Annotated in this window: 24 protein-coding genes; 15 read left to right on the top strand and 9 right to left on the bottom strand. The window is 64.8% G+C overall.

Annotated features, from left to right (window positions below; translation table 11 throughout):
• Window positions 1-96 precede the first annotated feature (96 nt).
• From ACED67_RS16770 to ACED67_RS16705, 14 genes are all read left to right on the top strand, one after another.
• Entirely contained in the window at window positions 97-1,377 is a 1,281-nt protein-coding gene (locus ACED67_RS16770; RefSeq protein WP_395542864.1) for a class-III pyridoxal-phosphate-dependent aminotransferase, read from the top strand.
• Window positions 1,378-1,398: 21 nt separating this feature from the next.
• On the top strand, window positions 1,399-2,943 hold the full coding sequence (locus ACED67_RS16765; RefSeq protein WP_395542863.1) for an aldehyde dehydrogenase family protein: 1,545 nt from the start codon (window positions 1,399-1,401) through the stop codon (window positions 2,941-2,943).
• Window positions 2,940-3,554 carry a BMC domain-containing protein gene (locus ACED67_RS16760; protein ID WP_395542862.1) on the top strand — a complete coding sequence of 205 codons (615 nt, stop codon included), beginning with the start codon at window positions 2,940-2,942 and terminating at the stop codon, window positions 3,552-3,554. Before ACED67_RS16765 ends, ACED67_RS16760 begins: the two co-directional genes overlap by 4 nt.
• Window positions 3,551-4,006, top strand: a complete 456-nt coding sequence (locus ACED67_RS16755) for a hypothetical protein (protein WP_395542861.1) — start codon at window positions 3,551-3,553, stop codon at window positions 4,004-4,006. Before ACED67_RS16760 ends, ACED67_RS16755 begins: the two co-directional genes overlap by 4 nt.
• A complete protein-coding gene (locus tag ACED67_RS16750; RefSeq protein WP_395542860.1) occupies window positions 4,003-4,257 on the top strand; it encodes a EutN/CcmL family microcompartment protein in 255 nt (84 codons plus the stop codon). Before ACED67_RS16755 ends, ACED67_RS16750 begins: the two co-directional genes overlap by 4 nt.
• A 13-nt stretch (window positions 4,258-4,270) precedes the next feature.
• Entirely contained in the window at window positions 4,271-4,549 is a 279-nt protein-coding gene (locus tag ACED67_RS16745) for a BMC domain-containing protein (RefSeq protein WP_395542859.1), read from the top strand.
• A 32-nt stretch (window positions 4,550-4,581) separates the two neighbouring features.
• Window positions 4,582-5,205, top strand: coding sequence for a microcompartment protein (locus ACED67_RS16740; RefSeq protein ID WP_395542858.1), 624 nt, complete (start codon window positions 4,582-4,584; stop codon window positions 5,203-5,205).
• A gap of 78 nt (window positions 5,206-5,283) precedes the next feature.
• A complete protein-coding gene (locus ACED67_RS16735; RefSeq protein WP_395542857.1) occupies window positions 5,284-6,414 on the top strand; it encodes an ABC transporter substrate-binding protein in 1,131 nt (376 codons plus the stop codon).
• A 65-nt stretch (window positions 6,415-6,479) separates the two neighbouring features.
• Window positions 6,480-7,565, top strand: a complete 1,086-nt coding sequence (locus ACED67_RS16730) for an ABC transporter ATP-binding protein (RefSeq protein WP_395542856.1) — start codon at window positions 6,480-6,482, stop codon at window positions 7,563-7,565.
• Window positions 7,552-8,406 carry an ABC transporter permease gene (locus ACED67_RS16725; protein WP_395542855.1) on the top strand — a complete coding sequence of 285 codons (855 nt, stop codon included), beginning with the start codon at window positions 7,552-7,554 and terminating at the stop codon, window positions 8,404-8,406. Before ACED67_RS16730 ends, ACED67_RS16725 begins: the two co-directional genes overlap by 14 nt.
• On the top strand, window positions 8,403-9,197 hold the full coding sequence (locus ACED67_RS16720; RefSeq protein ID WP_395542854.1) for an ABC transporter permease: 795 nt from the start codon (window positions 8,403-8,405) through the stop codon (window positions 9,195-9,197). Before ACED67_RS16725 ends, ACED67_RS16720 begins: the two co-directional genes overlap by 4 nt.
• 27 nt (window positions 9,198-9,224) lie before the next feature.
• Window positions 9,225-10,004 (top strand): 3-oxoacyl-ACP reductase FabG, encoded by a 780-nt coding sequence (gene fabG, locus ACED67_RS16715; RefSeq protein WP_395542853.1) that lies wholly within the window; start codon window positions 9,225-9,227, stop codon window positions 10,002-10,004.
• Window positions 10,005-10,013: 9 nt separating this feature from the next.
• The gene (locus tag ACED67_RS16710; RefSeq protein ID WP_395542852.1) at window positions 10,014-11,015 is read left to right on the top strand and encodes a phosphotransferase enzyme family protein; all 1,002 of its coding nucleotides are present in this window, start codon (window positions 10,014-10,016) and stop codon (window positions 11,013-11,015) included.
• A 73-nt stretch (window positions 11,016-11,088) separates the two neighbouring features.
• A protein-coding gene (locus ACED67_RS16705) for an IS5 family transposase (protein WP_395542851.1) occupies window positions 11,089-11,833 on the top strand; the annotation gives its coding sequence in 2 pieces (ribosomal slippage) (window positions 11,089-11,414 and window positions 11,413-11,833; 747 coding nt in all).
• A gap of 14 nt (window positions 11,834-11,847) precedes the next feature.
• Here the strand turns inward: ACED67_RS16705 and ACED67_RS16700 are convergent.
• The 6 genes from ACED67_RS16700 to kdpF are packed head-to-tail and all read right to left on the bottom strand — an operon-like array spanning window position 11,848 to window position 19,612.
• The gene (locus ACED67_RS16700; RefSeq protein WP_395542850.1) at window positions 11,848-12,531 is read right to left on the bottom strand and encodes a response regulator; all 684 of its coding nucleotides are present in this window, start codon (window positions 12,529-12,531) and stop codon (window positions 11,848-11,850) included.
• Window positions 12,528-15,203: an ATP-binding protein gene (locus ACED67_RS16695; RefSeq protein ID WP_395542849.1), complete on the bottom strand. Its 2,676-nt coding sequence runs from the start codon at window positions 15,201-15,203 to the stop codon at window positions 12,528-12,530. Before ACED67_RS16695 ends, ACED67_RS16700 begins: the two co-directional genes overlap by 4 nt.
• A 10-nt stretch (window positions 15,204-15,213) precedes the next feature.
• Window positions 15,214-15,789 carry a potassium-transporting ATPase subunit KdpC gene (gene kdpC / locus ACED67_RS16690; RefSeq protein WP_395542848.1) on the bottom strand — a complete coding sequence of 192 codons (576 nt, stop codon included), beginning with the start codon at window positions 15,787-15,789 and terminating at the stop codon, window positions 15,214-15,216.
• An 11-nt stretch (window positions 15,790-15,800) separates the two neighbouring features.
• On the bottom strand, window positions 15,801-17,834 hold the full coding sequence (kdpB, locus tag ACED67_RS16685; RefSeq protein ID WP_395542847.1) for a potassium-transporting ATPase subunit KdpB: 2,034 nt from the start codon (window positions 17,832-17,834) through the stop codon (window positions 15,801-15,803).
• A gap of 8 nt (window positions 17,835-17,842) precedes the next feature.
• Window positions 17,843-19,516, bottom strand: coding sequence for a potassium-transporting ATPase subunit KdpA (gene kdpA, locus ACED67_RS16680; protein ID WP_395542846.1), 1,674 nt, complete (start codon window positions 19,514-19,516; stop codon window positions 17,843-17,845).
• Window positions 19,517-19,525: 9 nt separating this feature from the next.
• The gene (kdpF, locus tag ACED67_RS16675; RefSeq protein WP_395542930.1) at window positions 19,526-19,612 is read right to left on the bottom strand and encodes a K(+)-transporting ATPase subunit F; all 87 of its coding nucleotides are present in this window, start codon (window positions 19,610-19,612) and stop codon (window positions 19,526-19,528) included.
• A gap of 892 nt (window positions 19,613-20,504) precedes the next feature.
• Here kdpF and ACED67_RS16670 point away from each other — a divergent pair.
• Window positions 20,505-20,909 (top strand): DUF2177 family protein, encoded by a 405-nt coding sequence (locus ACED67_RS16670; protein WP_395542845.1) that lies wholly within the window; start codon window positions 20,505-20,507, stop codon window positions 20,907-20,909.
• A gap of 4 nt (window positions 20,910-20,913) precedes the next feature.
• Here the strand turns inward: ACED67_RS16670 and ACED67_RS16665 are convergent, their stop codons facing one another.
• From ACED67_RS16665 to ACED67_RS16655, 3 genes are read right to left on the bottom strand one after another with little or no spacing between them, the layout of a single operon-like run.
• A complete protein-coding gene (locus ACED67_RS16665) occupies window positions 20,914-21,648 on the bottom strand; it encodes an SDR family NAD(P)-dependent oxidoreductase (RefSeq protein WP_395542844.1) in 735 nt (244 codons plus the stop codon).
• 3 nt (window positions 21,649-21,651) lie between these two features.
• Window positions 21,652-22,284 (bottom strand): ChrR family anti-sigma-E factor, encoded by a 633-nt coding sequence (locus ACED67_RS16660; RefSeq protein ID WP_395542843.1) that lies wholly within the window; start codon window positions 22,282-22,284, stop codon window positions 21,652-21,654.
• Window positions 22,281-22,889, bottom strand: a complete 609-nt coding sequence (locus ACED67_RS16655; RefSeq protein ID WP_395542842.1) for a sigma-70 family RNA polymerase sigma factor — start codon at window positions 22,887-22,889, stop codon at window positions 22,281-22,283. Before ACED67_RS16655 ends, ACED67_RS16660 begins: the two co-directional genes overlap by 4 nt.
• Between the last annotated feature and the right edge of the window lie 123 nt (window positions 22,890-23,012).

The raw sequence follows: 23,012 nt of genomic DNA, 5'->3' as shown, positions 1-23,012 counted from the left end.
CCGTCGCCTTCAATCATATTTTTGACCGATACCCAACAAATTATGTTGCTAGTTACAGGAAGTGATGACAATCATCGGTCAAATGGAGGTGCGTTCGTGTTCAACTACGGATTCTTCAATTTCGATTCGAAGGCCGAGCTGCTCGACCGGGCGATCGAGTACTGGAACCCCGGAAAGACGAAGTTCTGGCAGGAAGCGGGGATCGACCTGGTGATCGACCGGCGCGAAGGCTACTTCCTCTACGACATGTCCGGCCGCCGACTGATCGACCTTCATCTCAATGGCGGAACTTACAATTTCGGCCACCGCAACCCCGAACTGGTCGCCACACTAAAGTCGGCGCTGGACTATTTCGACATGGGCAACCACTGGTTCCCCTCGGTTGCGCGGGCGGCCTTCGCCGAGAAGCTGGTAAAGACCGCGCCCGGGATGAAATATGCGATCTTCGGGGCGGGCGGCGCCGAAGCTGTGGAGATCGCGCTCAAAACTGCCCGATATACCACAAAGCGCCGCAAGATCGTATCGATCATCAAAGGTTACCACGGCCATTCCGGCCTGTCGGTCGCGACGGGCGACGACCGCTTCTCTAAGATATTTCTCGCCGACCGGCCCGAGGAATTCGTTCAGGTCCCATTCAACGACAGAGACGCGCTTGAGCGGGCGCTGCGCGGCCGTGACGTGGCGGCCTTCATCATCGAGACGATCCCGGCCACCTACGGCTTCCCGATGCCGAATGACGGCTATCTCAAGGCCTGTCAGGACCTGTGCCGCCGCTACGGCACTTTGTACATCGCCGACGAGGTGCAGACCGGGCTGATGCGCACCGGAATGATGTGGGGCTGGCAGTCCTACGGGCTGGAGCCGGACATGTTTGTCACCGGCAAGGGGCTGGGCGGCGGAATCTATCCGATCTCGGCCTGTGTCGTGACCGAGAAATGCGGCGGCTGGCTGCATGAGGACGGGGCCGCGCATATCAGCACCTCGGGCGGGTCGGAGTTGGGCTGCGTGGTCGGCCATCAGGTCATCGACATGCTGCAGCGCCCGGAGGTCATCTCGAATGTCCATTTCGTCGCGGACTTCTTCCACCGGAGCCTGACCCAGATGATGGCCGCCCACAGCGATGTCTTCGTCGGCATCCGCCAGCGCGGTGTCATCCTGGGGCTGGAGTTCGACCACCCCGAGGGCGCGGTCGCCGTGTCCCGCGCCCTGTACGAGAACGGCGTCTGGGCGATCTTCTCGTCGCTCGACAAGCGGGTGTTGCAGTTCAAGCCCGGCGTTCTGCTGGACGTCGCAACCTGTCAGGAAATCGTCGACCGGATGGAAGCCGCCATGCCGCGTGCGCGTGCGCTGTTGCGCAGCCCGCGGCGGGCCGCCTGATCCACGGCAAGGGAGATGCAGATGCAACTTCACGAGGACGCGCCACGCCTTGTCGTGCCGGACCAGGCCGAGGCCACAGCGCGGATGAAGATCGACCGGGCCGGCTGGGCGGTCAGGTCCTATGCGCGCTACGACCGTGCGGCGGTGATGCGGATCGCCCGCGCCGTGGCCGAGGCCGCGCACAAGGCGGCGCAGGAATATGCCGACTGGGCGGTCCGGGAAACCGGCATGGGCGTGGTCGAGCACAAGCGCCGGAAGAATGAGCTTTCTGCCCATCCGCTGATCGATTTCTATGAGAATACCGATCTGGTGAACCCGCGCGTCGATGCGGCGCGCAAGATGGTCGAGATCCCGAAGCCCGCAGGAGTGATCCTTGCGCTGACGCCGGCGACCAACCCTGTTTCGACCCTGTATTACAAGGCGATCCTGGCGCTTCTCAGCCGCAATGCGGTGATCTTCAGCCCGCATCCGATGGCCAAGGCCTGCTGTGCGCATGCCGCGGCCCGGCTTGAGGCAGCAGCCGTGGCCGCCGGCGCGCCCTCAGGACTGATCCAGTGCATCGAGGAGCCTTCGGTCCCGCTGGTGCAGGCGCTGATGGCCTCGCCCAAAGTTCAGGTGATCCTGGCCACGGGCGGCGGGCCGATGGTGCGCGCGGCCTATTCCTCGGGCAATCCGGCGATCGGCGTCGGGCCGGGCAACGCGCCGGTCTATGTCGATCCCACCGCCGATCAGACGCTTGCGGCGCAACGGATCGTCGACAGCAAGGCGTTCGACAACTCGGTCCTGTGTACGAATGAAAGCGTACTGCTCTCGCTGGCCCAGAATTCCAACCGGCTGGAACTGGCGTTGCGTGCGGCGGGGGCGCATATCCTGTCTGAGGCCGAGGTGGCGAAGCTGCGAGCCTGGCTGTTCCCGCAGGGCCATCTGAATACTGCGGCCGTGGGGAAAAGCGCGATTTGGATCGCCCAGCAAGCGGGCGTGCGGGTTGTGTCCTCGACGCGGGTGTTGATCGCCCCGGTCGAACAGGTCGGGCTGGACGAACCGTTGACACGGGAAAAACTGTGTCCGGTCCTGGCTTGGACCACGGCCGAGACCTTCGAACGCGCGACAGGAATGGCGCAGATGATCCTGCGGATGACCGGCTCGGGTCATTCGGCGGCCATCCATTGCGAAGACCCTCAGAAGGCGATGGATTTCGCCGCCGCGCTGTCGGTCTATCGGGTTGTGGTGAACGCCCCCTGTTCGCAAGGCGCTGCGGGCTTTTCCACGCATCTCGCGCCTTCCTTCATGATTGGCACCGGCTATGCCGGGCGCTCTTCGGTGGGCGAGAACATCGGGCCGCAGCATCTGGTGCATTGGACGCGGCTGGCCTGGAATTCGGACACCTCGGTGCAGATGGGCGATTTCGGCGCGGTGCGCGCGCCCTTCGAGGGGCAGGCTTCCGCGCCGCGTCCGGCGCCCGTCCCGGCAGCGGCTCCAGCGACCGAGGCGGGTGGCATGGACCGCGATATGCTGCGCCAGCTGATCCTTCAGGAACTCCGTGAACTGACCCGAGGCCAGTCGTGACCGATCTTCGCGCTTTCATCTTCATCGACCAGCTTCAGCCGCAGACGCTGGCCTATACCGCCACCTGGATGCGGGGCACCCTGCCGCGCGCGCGCATGGCCGCTCAGATCATCGAGATCGCCCCAGGCCTTGACATCGAGGCGCTGACCGACACGGTGCTGAAAAGCGCAGAGGTCCGTGCCGGCTTTCTGGTCGTTGAGCGCCAGTTCGGGACACTTCAGTTCCATGCCTATTCCACCGCCGAGGTCCAAGCCGGGTCCGAAGCTGCGCTGAATGCCATGGGCAAGCGCAAAGACGAGGCGGAGAAGCCGAAGATCATGGCTTCGAAGATCGTGACGCGGGTCGACGACCAGCATGCCTTCCTGATGAACCGCAACAAGACCGGCTCGATGGTTCTGGGCGGCGAAAGCATCTACCTGCTCGAGTGCCAGCCGGCGGCCTATGCCATCCTGGCCTGCAACGAGGCGGAGAAAGAGGCCGACATCAAGGTCATCGACATGCGGATGATCGGCGCGAACGGGCGGCTCTACCTGGCCGGGACCGAGGCCGACGTGCGCAATGCCCGCGACGCGGCGGAACGCGCCTTGCGCGAAGCGGGGGCCACCGGATGAACGACGTCCGCGCCCTTGTCCGCGAGCTTCTGGCCGAAGAGATCGCTGCCATCCGCGCTGAGCTTCTTGGTGTCTCGCCGGTGGAGCGGGTCCGCGTCGCCTCGGGCACCGATCTGATGCGCTTCGCGCAATCGGTGCTGGCCCGGGCGCAGGATCCGGGCTTCGCAGCGGCGCTTCGCGATGGTCGCCTGCGTTTCGAACTTGAGGGTCAGCCTCACGCGCCGCTGCCGGTTGCGGCCCCTGCGCCTGCTGCCGTTCCGCCGACCGTCCTGGTGACCACGGTTCCGACCGCCGTCCCGGAGCTGCGCAAGGGCCTGATCACCGAGCGTGACATCGCAGCGGTGGCGGATGGAGAAACCCGGCTGCGGATCACGAAATCCGCCCGTCTTACCCCGCTGGCCAGCGATGAGGCACGCCGGCGCGGCATCAGGATCGAAAGGACATTGGCATGATACGGGCACGCGTCAGCGGCAGGCTTTGGTCAACCCGGCACATCGGCACGATCCCGACCGGGGCCCTTCTCGAGGTCGAGACCGAAACCGGCGCCAGGTTGATCGCCTTCGATCCCCTTGGCTGCGCCGAGGGCGAGGCGGTCCTGATCACGCAAGGGTCTGTCGCGGCGGGATATTTCCCCGAGAAATCCGCCCCGATCGACGCACTCATCATCGGCTCGATCGACGAGCAAACCACGAAACGCAAGTAAGGGAGTTCTCACAATGGCAAATCTTGCAATCGGAATGATCGAAACCAAGGGCTATGTGCCCGCGCTGTCGGCGGCGGATGCCATGGTCAAGGCGGCGAATGTCGAGATCATCGCCCGCAACGAGGTTGGCGGCGGGCTGGTCTCGGTCGTCGTGCGCGGCGATGTGGGGGCGGTCAAGGCCGCGACCGAAGCCGGCGCCGAAGCGGCCGCGCAGGTCGGTGAGGTCACCGCCGTCCACGTCATTCCGCGCCCGCACCCCGACCTGGCCAAGCATTTCGACGCCGTGAAGTAAGCCCGGCGGCATCCCCAAGCAAGGACTGAGGCATGACAGAGCTTCGCGTCTATCTCCCCATCGAGGATCTCCAGCCCCAGTTCGCGGCCTATCTTTCCTCGCCCACACGGGCGAGGGGATACCCGCCCTTCGCGGGGCAGCATTCCCTGATCATCGAGGTCGCTCCTGCGCTGGCGATCCACCGGATCACCGACCTCGCGCTCAAGTCGGCGCCCGAGATGGAGCCCGGGATCCTGTACACCGAACGCCAGTTCGGGCTTCTGGAGCTGCACTCTGACCGGATGGCGGATCTGGATTCGGCCGGAAAGGCGATTCTCGAGGGAATCGGGGCGAAACCGGAAGATCAGCTGAAACCGCAGATCCTGTATCACGACATCATCGAGGATCTGTCGGACCAGCATGCAATCATCCTGAACCGCTCGCGCGATGCCTCGATCCTCGTGCCGGGGGTGGCGCTTCTCATCTACGAGATGGCGCCTGCGCTTTTCGCCTGCGTGGCCGCGAACGAGGCCGAGAAGGCGGCGCCGAATGCCGTCATCAACGACGTCCAGATGATGGGCGCGACGGGGCGGCTGTTCATGTCGGGCAGCCTGGACGACATGCGGATCGCCCGCGACACGATCACGGCAAAGCTGGAGGCGATCCAGGGACGATGAACCACCCGCCCGAGGGGTGGCACGGCAGAGAAGCGGAGCAACCGCTCGCCGGAACAAGACCAACATGGGAGCAAACAGATGATCAACAGACGCCAGTTTACCTTTGGTGCGGCCGGTCTGGCCGGACTTTCGGCCATGTCTCTGCCCCGCGTGGCGCGGGCCGGGCGGACCGACCGGCTGAATATCCTTTGCTGGGAGGGCTACAACTCGGACCAGGTTCTGACCCCGTTCCGCGAGCTATATCCCGGCGCGACGGTCAAGGCAGAAAGCGGCACATCCGACCCCGAGATGATCAACCGGCTGCGGGCGGGCGAGATCGGCACCTGGGATCTGATCAACGTCAACCAGCCCTGGGCGCGGGGCGAGATGTTGCGCGACAACCTGATCCGGCCGCTGAACAAGGATCGGTTCCTGCCGTATTTCGAGAAGATGACCCCCGAATTCTCGAAGCCCTATCCGCTGGCCTTTGCCGATAACGGCGATCTTCTGGGCATGCCGCAGCGCTTCGGGCCGTTCTCCTTCGTCGTCAATACTGACAAGATCAGCCAGGACATGGCCGAGGACCAGGGCTGGAACCTGTTCCTCGATCCGGCCATGCAGGGGCGCTATGGCCTGTTGACCTATGACAACTGGAACGTGATCCACCTTTGCCTCGCGGCCGGGATCCATCCCTTCCAGCCGGTCGAGGGCGATGCGATCCAGAAGTTCACCGATGTCGCCAAGCGGATCGTGGCCGGGGCCAAGCTGATGACCGACGATCTGGTGGCGATGAACACCGCTCTGATCAACGGCGAGATCGACTGCTATTTCACCGGCGGTACCTACACCGCCTCGCCCGCGCGCTATGACGGAGCGCTGTTCGTGCGCGGCATCACCCCGCGGACAGGCCCGATCGACGGCAAGGGTGGCGCCTCCTGGGTAGAACTGACTTCGGCGGTGAACAACCCCGATCCGTCGGATCTGGCTGAGGATTTCCTCGACTTCGTGCAAAAGCCCGAGATTGCAGAGGTCGTTGCCTTTGCCGAAGGCACGTACAATCCGGTGGCCCAGATGGGCAACCCCGAGGTCATGGCGCGCTTTGACGACGAGAAGCTGGAAGCGATCCAGTTCGACTCTCTGGAAGAGGAAATGTCGCGCTGCCTCGAGTTCGATGTCGTGCCATCCTATGATGAGCTTCTGTCGATCTACGTCGCGGCGCGCCGGGGCTGAGACCCGCCCGGCCCGCCGGTGGGGACCGGCGGGCCGACGCTTCCCCAAGGAAATGAGTGCAAGAGATGGCCGCGAAGCCTTTCGTGAAGATCGACAATGTCACCAAGCGGTTCGGGCGGTTCACCGCGCTGGACCGGATCAGTCTTGACATCGCGGAAGGCGAGTTCCTGACCATCGTCGGCCCCTCGGGCAGCGGCAAGTCCACGCTGATCCGGCTTTTGGTCGGGATCGACGACGTGTCCGAAGGCACGATCAACCTCAACGGCGCCCGCATCGACACGATGCCGGCGAACAAGCGCCCGACCTGCATGGTGTTCCAGTCTCTGGCCCTGTTCCCGCACATGACGGTGGGCCAGAACATCGAATTCCCGCTGAAGCTGAAGGGCGTCTCGTCCGCGGATCGCCGCGCCCGCGCGATAGAATTGCTGGCGTTGCTGCGCCTGCCGGAAAGCTATCACGGCAAGCGCATCTCGCAATGTTCGGGCGGCGAACGCCAGCGCGTGGCGCTGGCACGGGCCCTGGCCTTTGATCCGCAGATCATCGTCTTCGACGAGCCGCTCTCGGCGCTGGATTACCGCCTTCGAAAGACGCTGGAGAAAGAGCTGAAGGACCTGCATGCCCGGACCGGCAAGACCTTCGTCTACATCACCCACTCGCTGGAAGAGGCGATGGTGATGTCGGATCGCATCGCGATCATGCGTGCGGGTCGCTTCGAGCAGATCGCCACCGCCGAGGAAATCTATTCGCGCCCCGTCAGCCGTTTCGTCGCCAGCTTCATGGGCGAGGTCAATCTGTTCCCGGTCACCGCACGCGCGGACGGAACGCCGGACTGGCCCGCCCAAGGCATCTCTGCCGTCGCGGGAAAGCTCGCCGTGGCGCCGGGTTGGCGCGGCGTGCTGATGGTCCGGCCGGAACTGGTGCGGTTCCTCGATCCGGGGCAGGGGGCGGATTTCACCCTGAAAGGTCGCCTTGCCGCCGAATATGCATTGGGCTCTCGCGTGCAGTATTCGGTCGAGACGGCGGCGGGCCTTGTGACCGTCGAACGGCCCTTCGAGACCCGCCTGACCGCCCCGGTCGGCACCGAAGTGACACTGGGCTGGGACAGCGGCGCGGTGCACCTGATCGCGGAGGCCGCCGATGGAACGGCTTGAACGCCGCCTGGGCCTGCTTTCTGCCCTTCCGGTCAGCATTCTGCTGCTGCTCAGCTTTGTCATGCCGCTTCTGCTGGTCGCGGCCTTTGCCGTTATGCCGCAGAAGGTGTTCGAGCTGGCGCATCTGCCGGACTTCTCCTCCTTCGCCGTGATCTGGGAGCAGGGCTATTACAAGTCGCTTCTGCGCTCGCTTGGCCTGGCCTTCCTGACGACGGCGATCCTGTTCGTGGTCAGCTGGCCGCTGGCCTATGGCATGGCCAAGGTCTTTGGCCGTTTCACGCTGGTCATCACGATCCTGGTCGTCCTGATCCTTTTCGTTTCGGAGAACATTCGCCTGTTCGGCTGGAGCCTGTCCTTGATGAAGGGCGGCCTTCTGGAAGGCTACCTGCGGTCCTGGTTCGGCTTCAGCTTCGAGACGCCGCTCTATGACTGGCCGGTGATCGTCTTCGGAATGTGCTATGTCTATTTTCCCTTCATGCTGTTCCCGCTGGCGCAGGGCATCTCGCTGGTGCCGGATGACGCACGGCTCGCTGCTTCGGACCTTGGCGCAGGCCCCGCGCGCATTCTCTTCGAGATCGAGATGCCGCTCGCCGCGCCTGGGATCATGGTCGGGTGCCTCTTGACCTTCGTCCTGTCCGCCGGCGCCGTGGCCGAAGCCAAGCTACTGGGTGGCCGGTCGATCATCGTGCTGACCGATGATGTCGAAAGCGCCTTCACCTTTGGGCAGAACTGGCCGCTTGGGTCGGCCCTCTCGCTGATGTTGATCGTGGTCGTGGCGCTTTTGGCGCTGGTGCCGATCAGCCGGATCGACCTGGACGCGATCATGGGGCGCAAGAGATGAGGCAGGTTTCCAATTCGACCCGGATCGCTCTTTACCTCTATGGCGTCGTGATCCTCTGCATCCTCTACCTGCCTCTCCTCTCGGTCGGCTTCGCCTCGGTCTCCAAGGCGCGCTACCTCAGCTTCCCGATCAAGCGCTATACCAGCGAATGGATGGCCGCCGCCGTCACCAGCCCGACGGTGCGAGAACTTGTGCTCACCTCGCTGAAGATCGCGGTCTCTGTGACGATCCTGTCGATGGTGATCGGCTTCTTCGGCGCGCTGGCCTTTGCACGCTTTCAATGGCGCTATCGTGGGCTGTTCCAGAAGATCATCCTCCTGCCGATCTTCTTTCCTCAGACGGTGCTTGGTCTTGCCCTTCTGATCTGGTTCTCGGCCCTGGGGATCACGCCCAGCTGGAAGACGGCGGTCGTCGCCCATCTGGTGTGGATCGCGCCGATCACCACGCTGATCATCGCCATCCGTGCCTATGCCTTCGATCCGGCGCTGGAAGAGGCCGCGCGCGATATGGGGGCCTCGACCTTGACGGTCATGCGCGAGATCACCCTGCCGCTGCTGATGCCGGGCATCGTCTCGGCCGGGTTGTTCGCTTTTCTTCTGTCTTGGGGCAACTTCCCGCTTTCGCTCTTCACGACCGGGGTGGATGCGACGCTGCCCAAGTGGCTCTATTCGCGCATGGTCTCGGGCTACACACCGCAGATCCCCGCGCTGGGCGTGCTCTCGGTGATCGGCTCGACGCTGCTGGTCGCGGTTGGGCTGTTGCTGATGCGCTGGATGCGGCCGCGGGACTGAAACAAAAAAGAAAAACGGGAGGATACAATGCTGACATCACTCAAGGACCGGAGCGTCATCGTCACCGGCGGCTCCAAGGGCATTGGCCGCGGCATCGCCCGCTGCTTTGCCCGTGCGGGGGTCAAGCTTACGATCGCGGCCCGCAACAAGGCCGATATCGACGATGCCGTGGCCGAGATGAACGCGCTTGGCGCGACGGCCCGAGGGGCGGTTTGCGACGTAACCGACTATGACAGCGTCCGCCGCATGGTCGATGAGGCAGCCGCGGCACAAGGCGGGATTGGCGTGCTCTGCGTCAATGCCGGCGCTTTCCCGCAGGTCAAGATGGTCGACATGACGCCCGGAGACTGGGATCACGTGATGGCGACGAACCTGCGTTCGACCTTCTTCACCGTGAAGGCGGCAATTCCACATTTCGAGAAGGCGGGCAAGGGCCGGGTCGTTGTCACCTCGTCGATCACCGGGCCCGTCACCGGCTATCCGGGCTGGTCGCATTACGGTGCCTCGAAGGCCGGGCAGCTGGGCTTCATCAAGACCGCCGCGATGGAGCTTGCGCGCTACAACACCACGATCAACGCGGTCATGCCCGGCAATATCATCACCGAGGGCCTGCAAGGCCTGGGCGAGGATTATCTCAAGACGATGGCCGCTTCGATCCCGCTGAAACGGCTTGGCGCGGTCGAGGATATCGGGAACGCAGCGCTGTTTTTCGCGTCGGACGAGGCAGGCTACATAACCGGCCAGCAGATCATTGTGGACGGCGGCCAGATCCTGCCGGAATCGCTGGAAGCTCTGGCGTCGATCTGAGGGGGTGCCATGCTGGCCGATACCATTCCGTTGCAGGTTCTTCTTCGCCATCTTGATCAACTGGCCAATTCTTCGTTGCAGCTTTGGGCCGTGCCCGAGGGGGCGCAGGCGCGGCTGATCAACGTCTCGGAAAACGCCACCTATCTGGTCGAGGCGGGCGACTTCCGCTCGATCCTTCGGGTCCACCGCCCCGCCTATCACTCCCGCCGCGGGATCGAGCAGGAACTGGCCTGGTCGCAGGCCCTGGCGGCGGATAACATGGTCCTGACCCCGCCGCCGATCATCGGGCGGAACGGCGCTCTGGTGCAGAAAGGGCATCATCCCGACCTGCCAGAGCCGCGCTTCATGGTGATGTTTGCCTTCGCGCCGGGGCGCCAGCCCGACGAGAACGAGGACCTGGCCGCCCCGTTCGAGCGCCTTGGCGCCATCGCCGCGCGAACCCATATCCATTCGCAGGGATGGCAGAAGCCAACCCCTTTGGAGCGGCTGCATTGGGATGCAGAGGCGGTTTTCGGCCCGCAGGCGAATTGGGGCGACTGGAGGGACGCGCCGAACGTCACGCCCGAGATCCGCGCTGTACTGGAGAAGGCCGAGGCGCTGATATGCCGCCGGCTGGCGGCTTTCGGGAAGGGGCCAGACCGCTTCGGCCTGGTCCATGCCGACATGAGGCTGGCGAATCTGCTGATCGAGGGCGAAACCACGCGGCTGATCGACTTTGACGATTGCGGCCTGGGCTGGTTTCTTTACGACTTCGCGACAGGCATCAGTTTCATGGAGGATCACCCCCAGGTGCCCGTCCTGCGCCAAGCCTGGGTCCGGGGCTACCGTTCGGTCCGCCCGCTGTCGGAGGCGGAAGAGGTCGAGATCGACACCTTCGTCATGCTGCGCCGCATGGCCCTTCTCGCCTGGATCGGCAGCCATATCGAGGCCCCCGAACCGCAAGCGATGGCCCCGCATTTTGCCGCCGGGACGGCGAAACTCGCGCAGGCCTATATCGAGGGCTTTGCCTAGGCGTCGTACTCGATAGGGGGATTCCGGTTGGGTTCTTGCTGTGATTCATTCCTGCCATGGGCGGGAGGGTTTCATGGCGCGTTACGATCTGAGCGACGAGGAATGGCGATTGGTGGAGCCGCCGCTGCCGAGGCCGGGCAAGGGAAAGCACCGGGTTGATGACCGTCGTGTGGCGAATGGGATATTCTATGTGCTCCAGACCGGAGCGCCTTGGCGTGACCTGCCGGAACGGTATGGCCCTCACACGACCGTCTATAATCGGTTCAACCGTTGGGCCAAACGGGGTATATGGTTGAAAGTGTTCAAGGAACTTGCAGAGCGCTCCCCGCAGTCCTTGCAGTTGATCGACAGTTCCATCGTCCGCGCCCACCAGCACGCCGCCGGCGGAAAAAAGGGGCGAGGATCATGCCATTGGCCGTTCTCGTGGCGGGTTGAGCACCAAGATCCATGCCGTCGTGGATCAGGACGGGCTGCCCGTCCGGCTTCACCTCACGCCTGGGCAGGCGTCGGACAAGACCACCGCGCCCATCCTGCTGGACACCCTGCCGCCGGGCACCGTGGTCGCGGATCGCGGCTATGACAGCCTCGCTCTGGTCGAACGGGTGGTGACGCGCGGTGGTCAGGCGCATATCCCGACCCAAAGTCGCGTCCGCATCCAACGAAGCGTTCCGCCGGACATCTACCGCCGCCGAAACCTGATCGAACGGTTCTTCTGCAAACTCAAACAATTCCGTCGCATCGCCACGCGCTTCGAGAAACACGCAACAAATTTCCTCACCGCGCTCGCTCTCGCATCAGCAAGAATATGGCTGCGATAAATTGAGTCCGCGCTCTAGTCGTCGGCCATGCGGTAGCCGACGCCCGGCTCGGTGAAGAGGAAGCGCGGATTGCTGGCGTCATCACCCAGCTTCTGGCGCAACTGGCGAATATAGACGCGCAGATACTGGCTGTCGCGCAGATGTGCCGGGCCCCAGATCGCTTTCAGGATCATCTCCTGCGTCATCAGCCGGCCGCGATGGCTGGCCATGATCCACAACAGGTCGAACTCACGCCGCGTCAGATGCAGGGCTTTGCCGTCCAGCGTTGCGGTGTGGGTCGCCGCGTCTATGGCCAATGGGCCGATCGAGAGGCTGGAGGGGGCGGCATCATCCGACGACCGGTCCCGCAGCAGACTGCGGATGCGGGCCAGGAATTCCTTCATTCCGAAGGGCTTGACCACATAATCCTGGGCACCGGCATCCAGTGCCTCGACCTTGCCCAATTCGTCGCTGCGCACCGACAGGATCAGCACCGGCACTTGCGACCAGGTGCGGATTTCCTTCAGGACCGACAGGCCGTCGGCATCGGGCAGGCCCAGATCCAGCACCAGCAGGGCAGGGTTCTCGCGCGCGGTGGCAGCGACCGCCTCGCGGGCCGTCGCGGCCTCGATGACGGCGTGACCCTCGGCCTCCAGCGCCACGCGCAGGAAGCGACGGATCGGGGCTTCGTCATCGACGACAAGCACGCGGGCGGTCATAGCGGTCTCTCGGCATCAGCAACGGGCAGCGACAGGACGATACGGGTGCCGCTGCCATCGGGCCAGCCGCTTTCCGCCCGGATGCTGCCCCCCATCGCCTCGACCAGCCCCTTGCAGATCGCAAGGCCCAGGCCCGTGCCCGCCCGCTGGCGGTCGCCACCCGCCACCCGGTAGAACATGTCGAAGACCCGGGCCTGATCGGCAGGCGGAATGCCTGGCCCTTGATCGGCGATGGACAGCTCGACCCGCCCGGGGGCGGATTTGCCGGAGATGACGATCGCTGATCCAAGCGGCGCATATTTCGCCGCATTGTCCAGGATGTTCACCAACACCTGCTCCAAAAGCAGCGCGTCGGTGAGCACCATCTCCAGGCTGGGGGGCAGGTCGATCCGCAGGACATGCGCGCGCAACACACCGCGCATCCGCTGGCGGGCGCTGCCGACCAGTTCGGCCAGATCCAGCGGTGCCAGCCGGGGCGTCAGCGCGCCATGACCGAGGCGGGTCATGTCCAGCAGGTTCTGGACATAGCGGTCCAATCTTTCGCCCTCTTCGCGGATATTCTCGGCCAGATCCCTGCGGGCGCCCGGCGACAGATCGGTTTCCGCCAGGCTTCCTGCGGCGCCGATGATGGTGACAAGCGGCGTGCGCAGGTCGTGGCTCACCGAATTCAACAGGGCCGTGCGCAGCCGCTCGGTCTCGGTCGCCAGTTCTGTCGCGGCAAGGTCTTCGGTCAGGCGCAGCCGTTCCAGCGCCAGGGCGATCTGGTCGACCAGAGCCTCCAGCAGCCGGCGGTCGGTGCGGGGCAGGATGCGGTCGTCGTCGAAGGCGATGCCAAGGACGCCGAGCCGGCGATCCGAAGCGATAAGCGGCAAGAAGAACCACCGCGCAGTCGGTAGCGTGTCGGACCCCTGTCCCGCCGGTTCGCCCTTCTCCCAGGCGAATTGCGCTGCCGATTGGTCGCGAAGGTCCAGGCGATCCTCGGGCGGAAAGCCACCCACCACCTGAAGCGCGCCGCCTCGCGGTAAAAGCAGCACCGACTCGCAGCGCAGCGTCGTGGCGACATGGCTGACCGAGGCCCAGATCACGTCATCCGCCGTTGCCGCCGAAGCGACGCGGCGGCTGAAGTCGTAGAGCTTGTTCGTGCGGTCGACGATGGCCGATTGCGCCTCGACCCTGGCCCGCAGCCGCGCGGCCAGATTGCCCGTGACCAGCGAGGCGGCAAGGAAGAGCGTCAGGGTCAGCAGCTCGCTTCGATCGGTGATCGTGAAGGTCAGGCGCGGATCGACGAAGAAGAAGTCATAGGAGAAGAAGCCCAGCACCGAAGCCAGCGCCGATGGTCCCATGCCCCGCCTGCTGGCCACGACGATCACGGCGGTCATGAAGAAAAGTGCCAGCGAGGCAACGGGAAACAGCGTATCCGCCGCCCAGGCCCCCAGCGATGCGGCCGCCGTCGCCAGAACCGCCTCGCCCCAGGCCATCGGCCCGCCGCTCAGGCGCGGCAGGCGCAGGGTCCGGCCCGCAACCTTTTCCTCGGGTTCCGAGGCGATCGTCACTTCGAAAGACCCTGCCTGCCGGATCAGGTCACGCGCGTAATCCTCGGTCGTCAGCCGTTCCCAAAGCGTGCGGCGGCGCCTGCGGCCGACAACGATCCGCTGCACGTTGCGGTCGCGGGCCAAGGCAAGGATTGCGTCGGCGACATCGCGCTCGCTTTCCAGCGTGGCCAGTTCCGCGCCCAGCCTTTCGGCCAGGCGCAGGGTGGCGGCCAGCCGGTCCTTGTCGGCCTCGGTCATGTCCTCGCTGCGGGTCGAGACGATGTTGAGCGCGATCCACCCGACCCGCGCGCGGTCGGCCGAGCGTTTGGCGACGCGGATCGCCTCGCGCGCCGCCGGGCTTTCATTGACGCAGACCAGAATGCGCTCTTGCGTCGGCCAGGGGCCCTGGATGGCGTTGACCGCCATGTGTTCGCGCAACTGGGCGTCAACCCGGTCGGCGGCGGTGCGCATCGCCAGTTCGCGCAGCGCTGTCAGATTGCCCATGACGAAAAAGGACCCCAGCGCGCGCGAGGCCTGGTCGGCAGGATAGACCTTGCCCTGTTTCAGCCGCTTCACCAGTTCTTCCGGCGGGATGTCGATCAGTTCGATCTCGTCGGCCATGTCCATGACGCTGTCGGGCACGGTCTCGCGCACCCGGACTCCGGTGATCCGGGCCACGGTCTCGTTCAGCGTCTCGATATGCTGGATGTTCAGCGTGGTGTAGACGTCGATCCCGGCGGCCAGCACCTCCTCGACATCCTGCCAGCGCTTTTCGTGGCGGCTGCCTTCGGCATTGGTATGGGCCAGCTCGTCGATCAGGGCCAGGTCGGGGCGGCGCGCCAGAAGCGCGTCAAGATCCATCTCGGTCAGGGCGCGGTCGCGATACAGCACTGCCTTGCGCGGCAGTTGCGTCAGGCCGGCCAGCTTGGCCTGGGTTTCCGCCCTGCCATGGGTTTCGATCAGCGCCGCGAGCACATCGACGCCTTCGGCCTGCTTGCGATGGGCATCGTCCAGCATGGCCCAGGTCTTGCCGACGCCGGGCGCTGCGCCGAGGAACAACTTCAGCCGCCCCCTGCCTTCGCGCGCAGCCTGGTGCAGCAGCGCGTCGGGCGAGGGACGGCTTTCCGTGTCGGCGGGCATGGTCTCTCCTTCAGGGTGTAGCGGGTGCTATCGGGAAGACCGCGTCAAGCGCAAGATTGGTCTCCAGCACGTTCACACGGGCCAGGCCGTACAGGCCCAGGACCGGCGCCTCGACATGCGCGGTGATCAGCTCGCGCACGGCAAAGGGATCAGCCCCCCGCGCCAGGGCGATGCGTTCGATCTGGCCAAAGGCGCTTTCCGGGCTGATATGCGGGTCCAGGCCCGAGCCCGAGGTGGTGACTGCGTCGATCGGGGCGGGGGCGCCGTTCAGCGCCTCCCAGGCCGCGCGGGCCTCGGCCGTCTGGGCGATCAGAGCGGCCGAGGTGGGGCCAAGGTTGGTCGCCCCGGTGCCGGCGGCATTCCAGCCGCTTGCCGAGGCGCGGGGGTGCAGATAGCCCGGTCCCGCAAAGGGCTGGGCGATCAGCGACGACCCGACGACAGCACCGTTCTTTTCGATCAGGCTGCCATTGGCGGCGGTCGGGAACAGCGCCTGCGCGGCCCCGGTCACGGCCAGCGGATAGGCGACCCCGGTCACGGCGGTGAAGATCAGGATCATCGACACGGCAGGGCGAAGATGCGAAAGCATGGATGCCTCCTTCAGGCAAGGTTCAAAGCGGCAAGGCAAAGATCGATCGCCTTGATGCCGATGAAGGGAACGATCAGGCCGCCAAGGCCATAGATCGCCAGATTGCGGCGCAGAAGGGCTGCGGCGCTTGCGGGCGTATAGCGCACCCCGCGCAGGGCCAGCGGCACAAGCGCCACCAGGATCAGCGCGTTGAAGATGACGGCCGACAGCAAGGCGCTGGTCGGCGAGGCCAGATTCATGATGTTCAGCACCCCAAGCCCCGGATAGGCCGTGACGAAGATCGCGGGCAGGATGGCGAAATACTTCGCCACGTCATTGGCGATGCTGAAGGTGGTCAGCGCCCCCCGGCTGATCAAAAGCTGCTTGCCGACCAGAACCACCTCGATCAGCTTGGTGGGGTCGCTGTCGAGATCGATCAGGTTCGCGGCTTCCTTCGCCGCCGGCGTGCCCGCGTTCATTGCCACGCCCACATCGGCCTGCGCCAGCGCGGGGGCATCGTTCGAGCCGTCGCCGCACATGGCGACCAGTCGTCCGCCCGCCTGTTCGCGGCGGATGAGGTCCAGCTTCATCTCGGGCGTGGCTTCGGCCAGGAAATCGTCTACCCCGGCTTCGGCGGCAATGGCCGCGGCGGTCAGCGGGTTGTCGCCCGTGATCATCACGGTGCGGATGCCCATGGCGCGCAATTCGCCAAAGCGGTCACGTACGCCCGGTTTCACGATGTCCTTCAGATGCACCGCGCCCAGGATCGTGCTGCCTTCGGCCACCAGAAGCGGTGTGCCGCCCGACCGGGCAATCGCATCGACCTGCCCGGCAAGGGCACCGGGCGGGGCTTGGCCGGTCAACCGGATCACCGCATCCATCGCGCCCTTGCGGAAGGATTGCCCCCCGGCATCCAGGCCCGACAGCCGGGTCTGGGCGGCAAAGGGCACAGGCTCGGCCCCGGCTGGCATCGCCGGGACGGCGCCCAGTATCTCGCGCGCCTTCTCGACGATGGATTTGCCCTCGGGCGTCTCGTCGGCCAGCGAGGCCAGCGCCGCCGCTTCGGCCAGGCGGCGCAGATCCACGCCCGGCGCCGGAACGAACCCATCGGCCATCCGGTTGCCGAAGGTGATCGTCCCGGTCTTGTCGAGAAGCAGGGTGTCGACATCCCCCGCGGCTTCGACCGCGCGGCCGGATTTGGCGATGACATTGGCCTTCACCAGCCGGTCCATCCCGGCGATGCCGATGGCTGACAAAAGGCCGCCGATGGTTGTGGGGATCAGCGTGACAAACAGCGCGCCAAGCACCACCAGCGGAATGGCCGTGCCCGAATAGCTGGCAAAGGCGGGCAGGGTGACGGTGACGAACAGGAAGATCAGGGTCAGACCCACCAGCAGGATGTTCAAGGCGATCTCGTTCGGGGTCTTTTGCCGTTCCGCCCCTTCGACCAGGGCGATCATCCGGTCGAGGAAGCTTTTCCCCGGCTCCGCCGTCACCCGCATCACCAGCCAGTCCGACACGACCATGGTCCCTCCCGTGACCGAAGATCTGTCGCCGCCTGCCTCGCGGATCACCGGGGCGCTCTCGCCCGTGATGGCGCTTTCGTTGACCGAAGCAACGCCGCGCACCACCTCGCCATCGGTCGGGACGATTGCGCCAGGGGTAAGCAGAACGAACTGCCCGGGCTGGAGCGTGGTCGCGGCCCGGGTCTCGGCTTCGGACGGGTCGCTGTCGGGGCTGGGCAGCACCCTGACGCCGGTTTCGGTCTTGGTGGCGCGCAGCGCATCGGCCCGCGCCTTGCCCCGGCCTTCGGCAAGGGCCTCGGCGAAATTGGCGAAGATCACGCAGAGCCAAAGCCAGAACGAGATATGCAGCGCCGTTCCCGCCCCGGCGACGCCCGACACAAGGTCGCGCGCCCCAAGGGCCGTGGTCATGGCGGCGACAACGGCGGTGACAAAGATCACCGGGTTGCGCCACAGGGCACGGGGCGAAAGCTTGGTGAAGCTTGCCTTGATCGCCATCGGGTAAAGGCCAGAGAGATTGGCCGGTCTTTCATGTTTCGACATGATATGCCTCAGAAACTTTGTCCGGCCAGCCGCGCGGTCTCTTCCGCGATGGGGCCAAGGGCAAGGACAGGGAAGAAGGTCAGCGCACCAAGGATGACCACGGTGAGGACCAGCAGCATGACGAACAGGGGGCCATGCGTCGGGAAGGTGCCGCTGGTCGCGGCGGCCTTGGGCTTGCGGATCATCGACCCCGCGATGGCCAGCACCGGAATGATGATCGCAAAGCGCCCGATCAGCATGACGATTCCGATCGCCGTCGTGTGCCAAATGCCCGCAGCCCCCCAGCCGGCAAAGGCGCTGCCATTGTTGCCGATGGCGCTGGAATAGGCGTAGAGGATCTCGCTCAGCCCATGCGGCCCGGGGTCTTGCACCGCCGTCAGCGCCTGCGGCACGATCGAAGCGATCCCGCCCCCGACAAGGATGCCCAGCGGCATCGACAGGAAAGCCAGGAGCGCCAGCGTGACCTCGCGCGCCTCGATCTTGCGCCCCAGATATTCCGGCGTGCGGCCGACCATCAGCCCGGCCAGGAAGACCGCGAGCACGACATAGATCAGCATGCCGTAGATGCCCGCGCCCACGCCGCCAAAGATCACCTCGCCGACCTGCATGAAGACCATGGTCACAAGGCCGGACAGCGGCATGAAACTGTCATGCATCGCGTTGACGGCCCCGTTCGACGCGGCGGTGGTCGAGGCCGCCCAGAGCGCCGAAAGCATCGCACCGAAGCGCTGCTCTTTGCCTTCCATGTTGGCGCCGAATCCAAGCGCGGGGTTGCCGGCGATCTCGTAGACATGGATGACGCTCAAGCCCGCCACGAACATCACCGCCATCGCGGCAAAGATCGCCCAGCCCTGCCGCCGGTCGCCCGCCATGCGGCCGAAGAGGAAGCAGAAGGCGACCGGGATCAGCAAGAGCGCCAGACATTCCGCCAGGTTCGAGGCGATCGTCGGGTTCTCGAAAGGATGCGCCGAGTTCACGCCGAAGAAGCCGCCACCATTCGTGCCCAGTTGCTTGATCGCGATCTGGGCTGCGGCAGGGCCACGGGCGATGATCTGCTCGCCCCCCTCGACGCCGGTCGCGGTGACGGCACCCAGAAGCGTCTGCGGAACACCCTGCGCCGCCAGGAACAGGGCCAGCAGGATCGACAGCGGCAGCAGGATCCAGAGCACCGACCGGGTCAGGTCGAGCCAGAAGTTGCCGATGCTCGCGCCTTTTTCCAGCACGAAACCCCGGATCACCGCAACGCCGACAGCCATGCCGGTGCCGGCGCTGACAAAATTCTGCACCGTCAGCCCGGCCATCTGGGAGAGGTAGCTCAACTGCGCCTCGCCAGAATAGGCCTGCCAGTTGGTATTGGTGATGAAGCTGGCGGCCGTGTTGAAGGCCAGGTCCGCCGACATGCCGCCGATCGCGTCAGGGTTCAGCGGCAAGCTGCCCTGACCGCGCAGGATCGCGTAAAGCAAAAGGAAGCCGGCCAGGTTGAAGGCCAGCGCCGCAAGGGCATAGCCGCCCCAGGACATGCCGCGACCGGCGACCGTGCCGCTGACGCGCAGCAGGCCAGCCTCAAGTCTCGACATCGCCGAGGGGATTTCTCCGGCATAGATCTGCGCCATCAGACCGGCCAGAAGCCAGGCAAGACCAACGAGGACGGCGAAGTATAGGGCATAGGCCGCAAGGCTCATGGCTGCCCCCTAGAACCGGTCGGGGCGCAAGAGCGCGCACCCGAGATAGACGAAAAGCCCGGCGGTAACGCCAAGGCCAAGGATGATGTCGAACATACTGCGCCTCACATGCGTTCTGCGGCGCGAACCGCAACGGCGAAGGTGGCGAAAGCGGCCACTGTGATCGCCAGATAGACAAGGTCAGCCAAGGAAACCTCCTGCCAATAGTCAGGAGTTGGATGGGCCGAAGACGCGTAAGGCGGCTATGCGAAAGACGGCGGCCGGGCGTAAAGGACGTGTAAATAAGGCCGCCCGGCGCCGGCGCGGTGGCGGATCTGCCCTTTGCGGGTGATGCGGACCGCCCGGATTTTTGGAAGACGTTTGGAAGACGCTTGGAAGACGTTCGCGAGACGCCGCGCCGCGCCTTTTGCACGGGCGGACAGATGCACAGCCAGGAAACCGGCTTGTGCGTGAGATCTGCAAGAGGGGGAGGTCAGGAGCAGCGCGGGAAGCCACAGCCGAAGACCGCAGCGCGCCAGGACCAAACAGGCTTCATGCTGTTTCGGGCGGTTACTTGCCGTACAGGTTCAATTCTCTGGATGCCAGCGCATCGCGCAAAACCCGTCACAATGCAGGAGAATTAAAATCATCCGATATCAACGGGATGTGTAAGTGGCGGAGGGGGTGCGTCCGAAAGACAACCTTCTCCAAGTTCAAGCTGCTCCATTGGGCGTCAGCGAGGGCCGCCGTCTACGGATCGCGCTTCGTCATCAAAAGCTTGGCGCATTGCGATGCCGTCAGGAGGCATCCACACCGACCCTGCGACCCGAATGCGCTGGGTGCTGTCGTCTCTGAGCCGCGAGGATCAGCCTGCCGTTCTGTCCGAGAAAATTGATCTGCTGCAAGGATAATTGCGTAAAACAAGACACTGGCGCGGGTGGCAGAAGGTTCGCGCCATCTGCGTCGGCCGGACGACAACTGGCAGCCCACCAATCTCGAAGGACTTTGCATGCTTCAAGTCGCGCTTCTCTATGCTGCAACTGCCGCGGTGTTCCTCACGCTGGATGTGATCGGGATCCGGTTTCTGATCCGGCCGGTGTTCGAGCGCAATGTCGGCCATCTTCTTGCCGATCCGCTGCGGCTTGGTCCGGCCGCGCTGTTCTATCTGGGATATATTGCCGGACTTGTGTGGCTGGTGTCCTGGCCCGCGCTGAAGGGCAATGATCCCTTTCACGCGTTGATCGGAGGCATGGTCATCGGGCTGATGTGCTATGGCACCTATGAGATGACCAACTATGCCACACTTGCCGACTGGTCATGGGAACAGGTCATCATCGACGGCTTGTGGGGCACGTTCCTGACAGGATTTGCAGCCTGGATTGGCGTTCTGGCGCTCTCGGGACGGTTCAACTGAACGATCAGCTCAAGCGTCGCAAGAGCCGCAGCGAAAGCGCATACGGCAAGACCCGCACCAGCTTCATCGCCCAGGTGAAGCGGCGCGGGAAGTGGATCTCAAATCTCCGCCGCTGCATCCCGCGCAGCACCGCCTCTGCCGCCTGCTCGGCGGTAATGATTGCGGGCATGGTAAATGTGTTTCTGGCCGTCAGCCTGGTCTGGACGAAACCAGGGCAGACCAGCTTCACCGTCACGCGCGGCGCCAGTTCCGTCGCAAGCGTTTCGGCAAGATTGTTGACCGCCGCCTTGGTTGCCGAATAGGGCTGTCCACCCGGAAGGCCGATATAGCCCGCGACCGAACCGAACAGGACCAGCTGCCCTCCATCACGGAGCAGCGGGGGGCAAAGGCGGGCAACCTCTATCATGCCCAGAAGGTTGACCCGCACCATCGCCTCGGCCTGTGTGGGGTCGATCTCGGCGACGCGACTGGGATTGTAAAGCGCCGCGGTACAGATGATCGCGTCCAGCTGCATCTTCAGCGCAAGTTGTGCGACGGCCGTCGCCAGCGTTTCGGGTCGCCCCAGATCCAGCGGCAGAGCCTGCGCGCCGCCACATTCCGCCGACAGCAGTTCCAGCGCGTCGCCGTCGCGGGCAGACAGGATCAGCCGCGCCCCTTGCCTTGCCAGCGCTCGGGCGAGAGCAGCGCCGATACCCGCGCTGGCGCCAATGATCCAAATGCGCCGACCAGCAAAGGCCATCGTTCAGATCCTGAAGATCGGCTGCAAGAGCCGAGGGATCAGCGCGTGAAAGCGCAAGGGCGCATCGGTTGCCGCCAAGCAGATGCATGGCTCACCCGGGCCGGCAACAGGTTGGTGGTCGATCTCGTCATGCGCTGCTTCGACGTCGCCGCGATGAAATGCTCCCGCGGCGTCAGAAAAGCTGCCTTGCAGAACCAGCGTCAGTTCTTGCCCCCGATGTCCGTGTTCCGGCACGGCCTTTCCCGGGGGGATATACAACAGCCTCAGCGCACCTTCGCTATCGGCGGACAGAAGCTGCTGGCGGATGCCTCCGCCCAGCATGCGCCAGCGCGGCGGCTTTCCGTCCAATTCGTCCATGACGGCCGAAGGAAATGGCCCGGATACGCGCAGGGGAGGTCTCGGCGGCGGTGCGTCCAGGGCCGCCATCATCCGTTCGCGTGCATCGGCGCGCAGGGCGGAACCGGCTGAATCCTGCAAAAGCGCCCCGCCGATCATGTCTCCGGCCTCCTGGAGCGCGCGGCATTGGTCGCAAAGCGACAGATGCGCGGCGACGACCACCCCAAAGGCGTGGGGCAAGGTGCCGGCGCGATAGGCGTCAAGCATGGTGTCGGGGATGTGGTGGCGGATGGTGGTCATGGTGCGATCTTCTTCAGCTCATGCCGGAGGCGTTCAAGGCCAAGGCGGATGCGGGACTTGATGGTCCCAAGCGGCAAGCCCGTCATTTCACTGATGCGGCTGTGGGGAATATCCTCGAAATAGGCGATGCGCAGCGCTTCGGCCTGTTCGGGACCGAGGCGCGCAAGGGCTTCGGCCAAGTGGCGCGCCTCCTGCTGCAGCGCGACGATCTGGGCTGCGTCGGGCTCCTGGCTCTCAAGCTCGGGCATCTCGTCGGGCTGCGCGAGCGGGCGGCGGCGCGCCATGTCGATGCGTCGGTTCCGCGCAATGCCATAGATCCAACCCGCCGCATCTGCACGATGCGGGTCGAACTGACCTGCCTTGTGCCAGACTGCGAGCATCACATCTTGCACCACATCTTCGGCCGTGCCGTCCCGCAGCCCGCCGCGCAGCATCATCGCCTTGAGGCGCGGCGCAAAATGGTCAAAGAGCCGGCCGAAGGCGGCGCGATCGCGGCTGTCGCGGACGGCGATCATATCGCCAGTCAACCTGGATAGTTCGTCCATCGGCTGTTGACCCACCACTCCGGACCTCAAGGCACCGTCATCGACCAGTGGCGGTGCCATCGGACTGGGCATTCTATAAGGGCGGGCCTCGACCGGCGCAAATTCAGTGTTCATGCCATCCGCTACGGATGACGAGGCGCAGCAGATCATTCTTACGGTAATTTTACGGGACGATTGATCCAA

It is taken from the genome of Neotabrizicola paludis, assembly GCF_044142105.1.
Taxonomy (GTDB): Bacteria; Pseudomonadota; Alphaproteobacteria; order Rhodobacterales; family Rhodobacteraceae; genus Pseudogemmobacter.
Note: the sequence above shows the minus strand (reverse complement) of the source record. Positions and strands in the feature narration are given on the sequence as shown.